A 13,262-nucleotide genomic window follows, 5' to 3' on the forward strand; every position below is an offset into this window, starting at 1 on the left:
AACGTTAATCATTCTTGTGAATGAAAGCGTTGACATTCCCTCATGCTTTATATTATATTAGTTTCGAGAGCAGGGATGTGAAAGGTGATGAGCATGTCAAAAGAGTCTCACAACAAGGTAACCGTAAAAACGCTAGCGGAAAAACTCGGGTTATCAGTAGCTACGATCGATCGAGCATTAAACCAGAGGGGGAATGTCAAAAAGGCTACCTACGACAGAATCATGCAGGCTGTCGAGGAGTTAAACTACTCACCTAACAAGTCAGCAAGCTACCTATCTAGAAACAAAATGATTTCTATTGCTGTTATTTTCCAGACTTATCCTATTTATTTCTGGGAGCAGATTGAAATCGGCGTGAAGAATGCACTCGATGAATTGTCTCATTTCGGCCTTCAAGTAGATATTATCCGTACAATAAATAACAACATTGAAGAGCAGATCGAAATCATTAACGAAGTTGTTGACAGCGGTAAATACGATGGCATCGCTATTTCCTCCGATGGTTCATTCGAGATCGCCGAGCTGATAGACAAGGCTGTTAATAGAGGCATAGCCACCTGCACGTTTAATACCGACTCTCCCATTAGTAAGCGATTATTTTATGTCGGCTGCGATTATCGCGATGCAGGGAAATTAGCCGCGGAATTATTATGTAAATTTATCGGGCGCAAAGGGAAATTAGCCTTCATCCTCGAGACGGAGAACATGTTTCAGTTCCAGCAAAAGATTCTAGGCTTTCGCGAGATCATCGGGCATTACGACAACGTACAAATGATTGGTCCTCTTAAACTGGATTGGAATAATATCGAGAGCTCTATGGAAATCTTAATGAAAGGCCAACTTTCAGAGGTAGACGGCATATATTTGGCCACCGGACAACTTGCCGCCATGGCACAGTATATCGAAAAATGGGGACTGGACGCAGTTCTCATCGGCCATGATATGAATCCGGAGGTACATGAGTATTTGCAGAAAGATATCATTACGGCAACGATTTGCCAAGATCCGCATAATCAGGGCTATACTGCCGTCAAGATGTTGTTTGATCATTTGACTCGTCCATCAGACTTTATACCATCCTTAAACTTAAGCAAGCTTGAAGTTGCTCTTAAAGAAAACGCCAATTTTTTTCTATAATTTTTACTAAGCTTTTCGTTACTTAACACCCTTTACCAAAAAATGATTAACGTACATCAATTATAAATCATTCCAATCATGTTTTTACTCATTAAAAAAACAAAGGGCTCGTAAATATGAAAAAAAAGGCATCACTCATCCTCATTGCCATGATGATCTTCACTCTCGTGCTCACAGCATGCGGAGGAAATCAAAACACCGCCGACAAAAACAAAGATAGTAACGGCGGAGAGACAAAGCAAGTTGCCTTCTGGTATTACTTTGGCGGAAATGAAGAAAATGCGATCAAAGAAGCCATCCAAAAATATAACAGCTCGCAGGATCAGTACGAAGTTGTCGGACAATATGTGCCATTCGGCGATATGAAAAAGAGAATGTCCGTTGGCTTAATGGGTGAAGAATTGCCGGATATCGTAACCGTCGATAACCCTGACCACGCTTCCTTTGCGGCAGCCGGTATTTTTGAAGACATTACAGAACGTGTTAACGAATGGGGACAAGGTAGTCAATACCTCGAAGGTCCGCTGGAATCCGCTAAATACGACGGCAAGCTCTATGGCCTTCCATTCACAAGCAACACGCTTGCCCTTTTCTATAACACCGATATGTTTGAAGAAGCTGGAATTACCGCTCCGCCAAAAACATGGGATGAGCTTCGTGAAACAGCGAAGAAATTAACGGTCGGCGATCGCTACGGCCTAGGATTTGCTGCTGTGAAATCCGAAGAAGGCGCCTTCGACTTCCTTCCATGGCTTCTGTCAACCGGGGCAAACTACGATAACATCGATTCTCCCGAAGCTGCCCGTGCATTCTCTTTCCTAACGGATCTCATCAAAGACGGCTCCGTGAGTAAAGAAGTCATCAACCTAACGAACGGTGATACTTTAAAACAATTTTCTTCCGGTAAGCTAGCCATGATGGTGAATGGCCCTTGGAATATCGCGGGTGTAAAAGCGGATGCTCCCGATATGAACTTCGCTATCGCCAAGCTGCCGATCGACAAGCAGGAGGCTTCCGTGCTCGGTGGAGAGAATATCGCTATCATTAAAGGCAATAACGTAGATGGTGCTTGGGATTTCCTGAGATGGATGTCAGAGGCTGAACAACTGGAGAACTTCCTCGTACAAACCGGTTACTTCTCTCCTCGTCAGGATGTCGCAGAAAAGTCCGACCATTGGAAGAGTGATGCCCATTTGAGCGGATTCCTGGAGCAAATGCAGTCCGCGCAGCCACGCGGCCCGCATCCGAAATGGCCGGAAATTTCCTCCATCATCCAGGAAGCCTATCAAAAGTCGTTCTCCTTGGCCATGGATCCAGCAGCTGCAGCAACAGAAGCCGGAAATAAAATCAAAGGTATTATCAATCCATGACGCAAGGCATATTTCCATCATAACACATTAGGCAAATAAGACTCCATTACTTCCTCTCCAACCACCATGATTTATAGTGTTGGAGAGGGACAATCCCTAGAAAGGGGCAGTACTTGTGGAATTAAACAGAAAAAATCTGCTGATCAGTCTAGCCTATGTAGTTCCTGCACTTATTTTCATGCTGGTATTGATCGGTTATCCGCTCTTCTATAACTTTAAAATCAGCTTTCAGCATCTGGATCTCATGACACTCAACAATCCGGATATCGCGTTCGCCGGGCTAGAAAATTATCGTAATGTCATCGGGCAGGATTCTTTTCAGAGTGCATTCAAAAATACTTTTTTCTTTACGTTTTGGAGTATCTTCCTGCAATTTACGATTGGCTTTGCCTTGGCCCTATTCTTCAATATGAAATTTCGATTGGCCGGAATGCTTCGCGGCTTTACACTTGTGTCGTATCTTGTTCCTATCGTCATTACATCTCTCTTGTTCAAATTCATGTTTAATCAAAGCGTCGGAATCATCAACTACGCTCTGATCTCGATCGGTATCGTGGATCAGCCGATTGAATGGCTGACTCACCCTGAGCTCGCCATGTGGAGCGTCATTATCGCCAACGTTTGGGTCGGTGCACCGTTTAACATGATGCTTCTCTCTACCGGACTCTCATCGCTTCCCAGTATATTTATGAGGCGGCATCCATCGATGGCGCGAACAAATTCAAACAATTCGTTCACATGACCCTACCGATGCTTCGCCCTGTCATTATGGTCGTCATCATGATGGGATTCATCTTTACATTTAAAGTGTTCGACCTGATCTTCGTCATGACCGCCGGCGGACCAGTAAATGCGACGGAAGTGCTTTCGACCTTGGCCTATAAGCTATCTTTTGATCAGTTCAATTTCTCACAAGGTGCAGCAGCTTCCAACATTCTATTCATTATACTGTTTATAGTCAGTCTGATTTATTTGCGCATGGTTCGCAGCGATGAGGTGATGTAGAAATGCGAAGATCAAAAGAGATTACCTTAAGTATAGTTGGAATCCTTATTGTAAGCGCGCTCTTGTTCCCTATTTACTGGATGATCATCAGCTCTTTCAAAATTCAAGGGGAAATTTTCCAAATGCCGCCGACACTTATTCCAAATGAATGGTATGTGGAAGGTTATACCTCACAGCTAATCGGCACACTCGGAAGAAGCTTCATCAACAGTTTCATAGTAGCCATTAGTTCGATGGCTATCGTTGTTGTTCTCGCCATCCCCGCTTCATACGGACTTGCAAGATATCCAGTACCCGGAAAGAAGTGGATGATTCTCTTCTTCCTAGTTACACAAATGCTGCCGGTAACTGTAGTTCTTACGCCACTGTTTATCTTATTCAAGAAGATGGCATTGCTAAACAGTCTGGTAGCACCAATTCTAGCTACGGCAACGTTGGGGATTCCTTTCTCCGTACTGATCCTCCGAACGTATTTCCTGAATGCGCCTAAAGAGCTAGAAGACGCGGCGATGATCGACGGTTGTAACAGGTTTACTGCATTTTTAAGAATCATGATTCCTATTTCATATCCGGGAATTATCATATCAGCTACGTTTTCTTTCTTATTTGCCTGGGGCGATTTGATTTACAGCATGACCTTCATTAGTGATTCCAATATGTGGCCTTTAACTGCAGGCGTATACAACTCCATGGGAAAATACGGCATTCAATGGAACAATCTATTGTCCTTTGCCACGATAACCATTCTTCCAGTACTGGCCATGTTCATCGTATTACAGCGTTATATTATCAGCGGACTTACTAACGGAGCGGTTAAATAATATAAATATAGGTGGGGAAATCCATGAAGCATTATCAAACTAGCAGACTCAATGAAGCAATCGATGTTAGCATTCCCTTTCATCAATCCGATACACTGAATTTTATGGGCGATCAGGTCACCGACTTTGATCCGCAAACGCGAAGCGGCCAGATCAAATGGCTTCGCTCTACCCGCAAGCCGAGACTGGCATTCAACCAATATGACTTCTTTATTGAACCTGCCCAATCCTGGGAGTTCCCGGTAGAATATCCGGAGTCTCCTGTAATGCCATTTGATATATCCTTTGTTACACCAAGAACAGCACGCATTCGCATCCAAACACGAAGAAAAGTAGCCAAAGAACAGCCTTCTCTCATGATTTCGGGAGAAATTAGCGAAGATACATCGTGGACATCTGCTACACAAAATGAACATGGCTATGTTTGGGAGAGCCCATTCGGAAAGGTTGAGCTCGGCCTTCATCCTTTCCACCTAACCTTTAAAGACGCGAATGGAAAAATACTGACGCAAACCTGGCATCATAAAGATACCTTCAGCTTGCAGAATATGTACCCTGTCCCATTTTCATTTGCCCGTTCAATTCAAGATATGTCTCATAAAATCGCAGCCACCTTCAGCCTGTCGCCAGGAGAGAAAATTTATGGTACCGGCGAATCCTTCACAGGATTGAATAAGCGCGGCCAGCGCATCGATCTGTGGACCCGCGACTCCCTCAGCGTACAGACCGGCGATATGTACAAACCAATTCCTTTCTTCCTGAGCAGCAGGCAGTACGGTATGTTCATCCACTCGACAGCGCCGATGACACTCGATATCGGCAAAGAGTACGATGCGGCCAATACAATTTACATGGATGATGACAGTATGGATCTCTTCTTCTTCGGTGATCCGAAAGAAGTACTAGGCGAATATACGGCATTGACTGGCAAAAGCCCGGTACCGCCACTATGGTCCTTTGGCCTATGGATGAGCCGAATTACGTACGATTCGGAGGCACAGACCCGTGAAGTTGCTCAGAAGCTGCAGGAGCACCAAATTCCATGCGACGTCATCCATCTAGATACAGGATGGTTTGAAGAGGACTGGCGCTGTGATTATGAATTTTCCCACACCCGGTTCGACGATCCGCGGAAAATGATCGAGGACTTGCGCAAACAGGGGCTTCGCGTCAGCCTGTGGCAAATCCCTTATTTCACACCGACAAACCGCTACTTCCAGGAGCTGATCGATAAAGGGCTTGTCGTAACCGATCCTGATGGGAACCTGCCAACAGAGGATGCGATTCTGGACTTTAGTAATCCAGAGACCGTAGCCTGGTATCAGGAAAAAATCGCCGAGCTGCTCGAAATGGGCGTAAGTGCCATTAAGGCAGACTTTGGTGAAGGAGCACCGATCTTCGGGCGATTCCACTCCGGTCAAAGCGGCCGATTAGAGCATAACTTATACCCGCTCCGCTACAACAAAGCGGTTGCCGATGTAACCGAGCGCGTCAACGGAGAGCATATTATTTGGGCGCGCAGCGCTTGGGCTGGAAGCCAGCGCTATCCGATCCATTGGGGCGGCGATACGGAGAATACCGATTCGGCTATGCTGGCATGTTTAAGAGCCGCCCTCTCGATCGGTCTAAGTGGTTTCACTTATTGGAGCCATGATATTGGTGGATTTGTCAAAGAGAGCCCTGAGGCACTGTACCGCCGTTGGATGCCTTTTGGCATGCTGACATCCCATAGCCGCTGCCACGGCGCCCCTCCGAAGGAGCCTTGGGCATACAGTGACTCGTTTATAGACGATTTCCGCGCTGCTGCCGAAATGAAATACAAGCTAATGCCTTATATATATACCCAAGCCTATTTAAGCTCGCAAGCTGGACATCCGCTGCTGAGAGCGATGTTCCTGGAATTTCCGGATGATCCAACCTGCTGGATGATTGAGGATCAATATTTCTTCGGCTCCGACATTCTCGTCGCGCCACTGTTCGAAGAAACTGATCATCGCATTGTCTACTTGCCGCAAGGACAATGGGTGGATTATCAGACCGGAGCCGTTTACGAAGGTCAGCAATGGTTAACGATTCAGGCCGGTCAAATTCCTATCATTATGCTCGTTCGCGCAGGTGCTTCGATCCCGCATGTAGAGGCTGCGCTGACGACGGATCACATCGACTGGGAGAAAGTAAGCATAACCAACTACACTAACGAAGGAATTACACAAGGCCAGGGGAAATTTTACCATCCGCTGCGTCAGGATTGGGTAGAAGTAAACTAATCTCTATGATAGCTTAAACAAGAAAAAGAAGTAGGATAATTTAATATCCTACTTCTTTATTTCGTCATTGGTGGATCTGAGTCATTTTTTATTTTACAAGTTAATCAACGTCAACCCTGAAATAATGCAAAGCTTACTAAGGTGAATTAACAAATGGGAAGTTTATTACGTTATTAAAGTAATGTAATAAAGAATTACAGCTATGACATTGTAAATGAGTAAAGTGCGAACTGAAAACAAAAACGTCCTATGACGTCAACCGGTAGTTGCTCGGACTGAGCATCTTGACATGAGCAATGGCCGCAGGCATAACTTCTTCATATGTCAAACGATCTTGAATGTAGAATGAGATAAACCCATGTACGCCTAAAAACATACTTAGCGGAAACGCCGAGTTATCTTCCATAGGATGTCTTTCCTGTCTCAGAAATTTCCTAACGATCGATTCAAATATTTCGAAGCATTTTGCCTGCTCACTACGACAATAGGCCAGTATTTCCTCGTCCCGGAGCATGAACATGATTTCATATTGATGCGGATGCTCAAGGCCGAATTTAATAAATTCCAGCATCAATTGTTCAATTTTGGTCAGCCCGTCCATCGGTGGAGATTTGGCGACTTGGGTGCACAGTTGGTTCAGATGATTGAAGTCCTGCACTACGATGGCATAAAATAGCTCCGCCTTCTCCTTAAAATGATAATAAAGAGAGCCGTGACTATATCCCAGATGCTGCCCAATGCTTCGCATCGATATCCCTCGGTAACCCTTGGTGATAAACAAATGTCTGGCAGCATCCATTATTCTTTCCCTCGACAACTCCTGCTCTACTGCTCTTCTTGCCATAGGCATTATTCCCCTTCAATAAAGTAAACCTGATTACCTTCCTTCAATACGACTTGTCCTTGAGTTAAATCGATTAACCAATCCTTAAAGGCTTCGGCTTCACTGTCCAGCGGCAAGCACAACAATGTAACAGTATCCGCAAAAGCAGTCTCTCCCGTGCGGATTTCCCGATTTCTAAGCTCGTTCTCCACCTTGCCCAGCCAGGTATAATCAAGCTCGGCATAGATTTCACGATGAAGTACGCGGGTAATGACTTCCCCTGCCTCGGTTGCTGCCACTGCGCCATCCGTATAAGCCCGGATTAGCCCGCCTGCTCCAAGCATAATCCCGCCGAAATATCGGGTTACAACAATCGCTACATTTTTGAGTCCCTGCTGCTTAATCACTTCCAGAATCGGTTTTCCGGCCGTGCCGCTTGGCTCGCCATCGTCCGATTGCTTCTGGATTTCGTCCCGTTCTCCAATCATGTAGGCTGAACAGTTGTGAGTCGCATTCCAGTGCTTCTTCTTGATCTCCTCAATAAAAGCAATGGCTTCTGACTCGCTTTCTACCGGCTTAATGTAGCCGATAAATCGTGATTTCTTAATAACAATTTCTTTCTCTCCGGCTTTGCGAACCGTCTTGTAACGCTCTAGCATAGTATATCATCCTTATAGAATGTGCCAAGAAGCAGCCCAACCGGAGTAATCCGGTGAACTGCTTCCATGGCACTGATATCTTCTGGCTTGAAACAATATTGTCTCTTGTCCTTTTATAACTTACTGCAAGTCTTATTCGGACAATCTTGCTTCCAGTTCTGCTTTTTCTTTCTCAAAGCCCGGCTTGCCAAGCAATGCAAACATATTCTTCTTGTAGGCTTCAACACCTGGCTGATCAAACGGGTTCACTCCAAGCAGATAGCCGCTGATGCCACAAGCTTTTTCAAAGAAATATACAAGATAGCCGAAAGAATACGGCGTCAGATCCGGTACATTAACGATCAGATTCGGCACTTGTCCATCCGTATGAGCAAGCAGCGTGCCTTGAAACGCCTTCTTGTTCACAAAATCCAATGTCTTGCCTGCAAGGAAGTTCAAGCCGTCCAGGTCGGCAGGATCAGACTCGATCGTAATATGACTAGGCACTTCCGTCACTTGGATGACCGTTTCGAAAATGTTCCGGTTCCCTTCCTGGATGAATTGTCCCATCGAGTGAAGATCTGTACTGAAGTCGACCGAAGCCGGGTAAATCCCTTTATAGTCTTTACCTTCGCTCTCGCCAAACAGCTGTTTCCACCATTCGGATACATAGTGCAGGGATGGCTCGTAATTGACGAGAATTTCAGTTACTTTGCCTTTGCGGTACAAAACATTACGTACTGCAGCGTACTGATAGCTGGCATTCTCCGCCAGGTTAGGATTGCTAAATTCCTTAGCAGCCTCAGCCGCCCCTTGCATCATTTCCTCGATGTTAATACCAGCTGTAGCGATTGGCAGAAGACCAACAGCTGTTAGCACGGAATAGCGTCCGCCTACATCGTCTGGAATAACAAAGGTCTCATAGCCTTCTTCCGTCGCCAGTTTCTTAAGGGCGCCCTTCTCGCGGTCCGTAGTAGCGTAAATACGTTTTCGCGCCTCTTCCTTACCGTATTTCTTCTCAAGTGCCGCGCGGAAGATGCGGAATGCGATCGCAGGCTCAGTCGTTGTTCCGGATTTGGAAATCACATTGACCGAGAAGTCCTTACCTTCAATCAAATCAAGCAAATGGTTGACATAAGTGGAGCTAATATTGTTACCGGCAAAATAGATTTCCGGAGTTTTGCGTTTGTCTTTCGGAAGCAAATTGTAAAAAGAATGTGACAATGATTCAATCGCTGCACGAGCACCAAGGTATGATCCGCCAATTCCAATGACAATCAATACGTCGGAATCGCTTTGAATTTGGGCCGCAGCCTTCTGAATTCGGCTGAATTCTTCTTTATCATACTCTGTCGGCAGATTGATCCAGCCCAGATAATCTGAACCTGCACCCGTACCGTTATGTAACTGATCATGAGCTAACCGTACCGATTCCGTCAAATAATCAATCTCGTGCTGCCCTACAAATTCAAGAGCTTTGCTGTAATCAAAAGTGACTTTCTTTGACATGGTAAATCATTCCTCCGTCTACACAATATTGTTCTATCTCACTGCCCTATCCACAATTAACTTACACCTAGGATACTGTAAATTTCGGGTGAAGACAAGGCACAATATGCAGTATTCCTATAGTCGTGATAAAATAATTAAATGCTGTTCAATTCCTTATAGAAGGTGATTGTTGTGAAAAAAATCGGATTTATCGGCCTCGGCACAATGGGTGCGCCCATGGCCGCGAACTTACTTAAACAAGGTTATCAGGTAACCGTATTCAACCGTTCGGCACAAAAAGCTGAACCGCTTGTCCAGCAAGGAGCGGTGCTGGCGCACACCCCCAAGGATGCCGCGCTTACGGCCGATACCGTCATTACGATGGTCAGCGACGATGCTTCGATTGCTGCGGTTTATGAAGGCGATAACGGCATTCTGCAGGGCCTTCGTCCCGGCAGTACAGTCATCGATTGCAGCACAATTTCTCCGGCGCTTGTCCACAAATTGGCGGATGACATCACTCGACTCGGCGGCCAGTTCCTCGATGCGCCTGTTACCGGCAGTTCCCCGGCCGCTCACGCAGGAACGCTTGTATTCATGATCGGCGGGTCGGCCGAAGCGCTGGCCGAGCAGCGTGATATCTTCGAAACGATGGGCCAGAAAATACTCCACATGGGCCCCAATGGCAGCGGAGCCGTTGCCAAGCTGGCGCATAACACCATCGTCGGCATTAACAACCTGGCTCTCGCCGAGGGCTTCGCCATCGCCGCCAAATCCGGGCTGCCTGCCGATCTCTTCCTTGAGCTCGTCCAGAACGGCTCCGCAGGCAGTAAGCAAGCCGAGCTTAAAGGACGAAAAATTATTGAACATGATTTTACCAACCAGTTCTCCCTCTCGCTGATGCTCAAGGATTTGAAGCTGGCCTCTTCGCTGACGGACGGCGCCAGCATTCCGGCCCCCATGCTGAATATGGCCAAAAGCCTGTTCCAGGCCGGTCAGACCGAAGGCTACGGCGACGAGGACCTCTCCTCCGTGGTCAAGCTTTACGAGGCGTGGATCGGCCAAACCATTGGCGGCAGCAAGCTGGAGCCGAAGTAAGACGGCCCCTGTGAACGTGCGAGCTTCGATCAGCTAGCCTATTCTGACACACCAGTTATAAATGACCACCATCATGTAACGCGCCAGTTACCGCGCTCGGGAGCTTCGTGTGGTGCGAAAGCCTCAAGGAGAAATAGCCGGCTGGCAAAACTATCCCCTGATTCCTTATGAGCTGGCTGCAGCCGTTGAGCTGCGCAGCTAGCCGACCAGATCAAGAAAGGCAGGCCCATGCATTATGCGCGGTGCCTGCCTTTTTCATGCCATCCTACTACAAAAACCTATTTCAACTGCTCTTTAACATGCTTCACCACGTTCTCGACCGTAAAGCCGTACTCTGCGATAACTTTGTCGCCAGGTGCGGATGCGCCAAACGTGCTGATGCCGATAATGGAGCCCTTCTCGCCAACGTAACGCTCCCATCCGAATGGATGTGCCATTTCAATGGCTACACGTGCTTTCACGTCTGGGAGAATGACAGAATCTTTGTAAGCTTGATCCTGTTTGTCGAACAGATCCCAACTGGACAAGCTGACAACGCGAACATGAATGCCTTCCTCAGCAAGCGCCGCTTGCGCTCTTACTGCCAATTGCACTTCGGAACCAGATGCAATAAGCTGAGCAACCGGCTTGCCGTCCTTCGCATCAGATACAACGTAGCCGCCGCGCTTCACACCTTCGCGGGCTTTCTCAGCCGTGCCTTCGAGCACAGGCAGGTTTTGGCGTGTCAGCACCAATGCTACCGGGTTGCCTTTGTTTTCAACAGCGTAAGCCCATGCCGCAGACGTCTCATTGCCATCAGCCGGACGAATCACCGTCAGGTTAGGAATAATACGCAGGGAAGCCAGCTGCTCGATCGGCTCATGCGTAGGTCCATCCTCACCGACAGCGATACTGTCGTGGGTCAGCACGTAAATAACCGGAAGACCCATCAATGCAGATAGACGCACTGCTGGACGCAAATAGTCAGTAAATACGAAGAATGTACCGCCAAACACTTTCAGACCACTGTGCAGTGCAATGCCGTTCATAGCGGCTGCCATAGCAAACTCACGAACCCCGAAATACAGGTTGCGGCCATCGCGGGACTCCGGCGTGTAAACCGTCAGTCCTTTCAAGTGAGTCATTGTCGAGCTCTCTAGATCGGCAGATCCGCCAAGCAATTGAGGGACACCGCTAGTTAAGCCATTAAGCGCATTTCCGGAAGCAACGCGGGTAGATAACGGCTTGTCTTCCGCGCTGTATTTAGGAAGATTAGCATCCCAGCCCTCTGGAAGATCGCCAGCAATGGCAAGCTCGAATTGAGCTGCCAGCTCAGGGAATTCGGCTTTATATTTTGCAAATTGCTCATCCCAAGCTTTGTTTGCCGCAATACCGCGCTCTTTCACTTTGGCAAAGTGCTCGCGTACTTCTTCAGGCACGTAGAAATCTTCTTCATATACCCATTTATAGTATTCTTTCGTCAGTTTCGCTTCATCGGCACCAAGCGGGGAGCCATGAGTTCCTCCGGAACCGCCTTTACCTTGTTTGTTCGGGCTTCCGTATCCGATTACCGTTTTCACTTCAATCAGGGTAGGACGCTCGGTATCCGCCTTGGCTTCAGCAATTGCTTTCTCAATCGCAGCCAAATCATTTCCATCTTCAACAAGCAGCGTCTGCCAGCCATAGGCGTCAAAACGCTGTCTAACGTTCTCGGAGAAGCTGAGATTCAATTCCCCATCCAGTGTAATATCATTGGAGTCATACAAGAAGATCAGCTTGCCAAGCTTCAGATGACCTGCAAGGGAAGCTGCTTCACTAGCAACGCCTTCCATCAGGTCTCCGTCACCGCAAATACCGTACGTATAGTGGTCGACGATTTTGTAATCGCCTTTGTTGTAAGTCGCAGCCAGTTGGGTTTCGGCCATAGCCATACCTACTGCCATAGCAATACCCTGACCCAGCGGCCCCGTAGTTGCGTCTACCCCTGCCGTATGTCCGAACTCAGGGTGACCCGGCGTCTTACTGCCCCATTGACGGAATTGTTTGAGGTCGTCAAGCGAAAGATCATAACCGCTCAGGTGCAGCAAGCTGTAGAGCAGCATGGAACCGTGTCCGGCAGACAAGACGAAGCGGTCGCGGTTGATCCAATTTGGTGCGTCAGGGTTATGTGTCATCGTCTTGGCGAACAACTGGTACCCCATTGGCGCCGCACCCATCGGCATACCTGGATGCCCCGACTTCGCTTTCTCGATCGCATCTATGGCTAGAGTACGGATCGTAGTAATCGACAGATTTTCGATGACCTTGTTGTCTGAAAGTGGCATTCTAGCTTCCTCCTTAGTTATGAAGAAATACATTTTAGTTTCAAAACAATCACTTTGAAAAAATCATTTTGACTTTATATATTGTAACACGGTTTCAAGCACCTTTCCATATCCCTTTTTGTCATACCGTGCCCTGAATGATGACTTTTTTATGCATTCTGTGAAAAACCCAAAAATTCGACGATTGAAATACCTTACTGCACTTGCCTGTTGTACATGAAAGAACTTCAAGCCAAATACATCGGATTGCCCCGTCATCCCCAGGTCGCAGGACGCGCGCCTAGCAGGAGCACAGCGGCATATGGATAT

General features: G+C 47.1%; 11 protein-coding genes. 7 read left to right on the top strand and 4 right to left on the bottom strand.

The features are described 5' to 3' along the window. Nucleotides 1-87: 87 nt before the first annotated feature. From EIM92_RS20665 to EIM92_RS20685, 6 genes are all read left to right on the top strand, one after another. On the top strand, nucleotides 88-1,137 hold the full coding sequence (locus EIM92_RS20665; protein ID WP_125084448.1) for a LacI family DNA-binding transcriptional regulator: 1,050 nt from the start codon (nucleotides 88-90) through the stop codon (nucleotides 1,135-1,137). A gap of 116 nt (nucleotides 1,138-1,253) precedes the next feature. After that, nucleotides 1,254-2,507 (top strand): ABC transporter substrate-binding protein, encoded by a 1,254-nt coding sequence (locus EIM92_RS20670; RefSeq protein WP_125084449.1) that lies wholly within the window; start codon nucleotides 1,254-1,256, stop codon nucleotides 2,505-2,507. Nucleotides 2,508-2,622: 115 nt separating this feature from the next. Continuing rightward, nucleotides 2,623-3,249 carry a carbohydrate ABC transporter permease gene (locus EIM92_RS20675; RefSeq protein ID WP_246021088.1) on the top strand — a complete coding sequence of 209 codons (627 nt, stop codon included), beginning with the start codon at nucleotides 2,623-2,625 and terminating at the stop codon, nucleotides 3,247-3,249. Continuing rightward, entirely contained in the window at nucleotides 3,246-3,512 is a 267-nt protein-coding gene (locus tag EIM92_RS24360) for a carbohydrate ABC transporter permease (RefSeq protein WP_246021090.1), read from the top strand. Before EIM92_RS20675 ends, EIM92_RS24360 begins: the two co-directional genes overlap by 4 nt. A gap of 2 nt (nucleotides 3,513-3,514) precedes the next feature. After that, nucleotides 3,515-4,333, top strand: coding sequence for a carbohydrate ABC transporter permease (locus tag EIM92_RS20680; RefSeq protein WP_125084450.1), 819 nt, complete (start codon nucleotides 3,515-3,517; stop codon nucleotides 4,331-4,333). 23 nt (nucleotides 4,334-4,356) lie between these two features. Beyond that, entirely contained in the window at nucleotides 4,357-6,600 is a 2,244-nt protein-coding gene (locus EIM92_RS20685; protein WP_125084451.1) for a glycoside hydrolase family 31 protein, read from the top strand. 247 nt (nucleotides 6,601-6,847) lie between these two features. Here the strand turns inward: EIM92_RS20685 and EIM92_RS20690 are convergent, their stop codons facing one another. The 3 genes from EIM92_RS20690 to EIM92_RS20700 form a co-directional block, all read right to left on the bottom strand. Next, the gene (locus EIM92_RS20690; RefSeq protein ID WP_125084452.1) at nucleotides 6,848-7,444 is read right to left on the bottom strand and encodes a TetR/AcrR family transcriptional regulator; all 597 of its coding nucleotides are present in this window, start codon (nucleotides 7,442-7,444) and stop codon (nucleotides 6,848-6,850) included. 5 nt (nucleotides 7,445-7,449) lie between these two features. Next, complete coding sequence (locus tag EIM92_RS20695; protein ID WP_125084453.1) at nucleotides 7,450-8,082, bottom strand: YigZ family protein; 633 nt, start codon at nucleotides 8,080-8,082, stop codon at nucleotides 7,450-7,452. Nucleotides 8,083-8,214: 132 nt separating this feature from the next. Beyond that, nucleotides 8,215-9,570: a glucose-6-phosphate isomerase gene (locus EIM92_RS20700; protein ID WP_125084454.1), complete on the bottom strand. Its 1,356-nt coding sequence runs from the start codon at nucleotides 9,568-9,570 to the stop codon at nucleotides 8,215-8,217. Between the two features lie 174 nt (nucleotides 9,571-9,744). Between EIM92_RS20700 and EIM92_RS20705 the strand changes: the two genes are divergently transcribed. Further along, a complete protein-coding gene (locus EIM92_RS20705; protein WP_125084455.1) occupies nucleotides 9,745-10,650 on the top strand; it encodes an NAD(P)-dependent oxidoreductase in 906 nt (301 codons plus the stop codon). Nucleotides 10,651-10,928: 278 nt separating this feature from the next. On the opposite strand, the gene tkt is transcribed toward EIM92_RS20705, so the two are convergent. Further along, nucleotides 10,929-12,953 (bottom strand): transketolase, encoded by a 2,025-nt coding sequence (gene tkt / locus EIM92_RS20710; protein WP_125084456.1) that lies wholly within the window; start codon nucleotides 12,951-12,953, stop codon nucleotides 10,929-10,931. Nucleotides 12,954-13,262 lie beyond the last annotated feature (309 nt).

The organism is Paenibacillus lentus (assembly GCF_003931855.1).
Taxonomy (GTDB): Bacteria; Bacillota; Bacilli; order Paenibacillales; family Paenibacillaceae; genus Fontibacillus; species Fontibacillus lentus.

What these genes read in the sequence shown, in the direction of transcription:
- EIM92_RS20670 (WP_125084449.1), top strand. Translation starts at nt 1,254, where the DNA reads ATGAAAAAAAAGGCATCACTCATCCTCATTGCCATGATGATCTTCACT.
- EIM92_RS20695 (WP_125084453.1), bottom strand. Translation starts at nt 8,082, where the DNA reads ATGCTAGAGCGTTACAAGACGGTTCGCAAAGCCGGAGAGAAAGAAATT.
- EIM92_RS24360 (WP_246021090.1), top strand. Translation starts at nt 3,246, where the DNA reads ATGACCCTACCGATGCTTCGCCCTGTCATTATGGTCGTCATCATGATG.
- EIM92_RS20690 (WP_125084452.1), bottom strand. Translation starts at nt 7,444, where the DNA reads ATGGCAAGAAGAGCAGTAGAGCAGGAGTTGTCGAGGGAAAGAATAATG.
- EIM92_RS20665 (WP_125084448.1), top strand. Translation starts at nt 88, where the DNA reads ATGAGCATGTCAAAAGAGTCTCACAACAAGGTAACCGTAAAAACGCTA.
- EIM92_RS20685 (WP_125084451.1), top strand. Translation starts at nt 4,357, where the DNA reads ATGAAGCATTATCAAACTAGCAGACTCAATGAAGCAATCGATGTTAGC.
- tkt (WP_125084456.1), bottom strand. Translation starts at nt 12,953, where the DNA reads ATGCCACTTTCAGACAACAAGGTCATCGAAAATCTGTCGATTACTACG.
- EIM92_RS20680 (WP_125084450.1), top strand. Translation starts at nt 3,515, where the DNA reads ATGCGAAGATCAAAAGAGATTACCTTAAGTATAGTTGGAATCCTTATT.
- EIM92_RS20700 (WP_125084454.1), bottom strand. Translation starts at nt 9,570, where the DNA reads ATGTCAAAGAAAGTCACTTTTGATTACAGCAAAGCTCTTGAATTTGTA.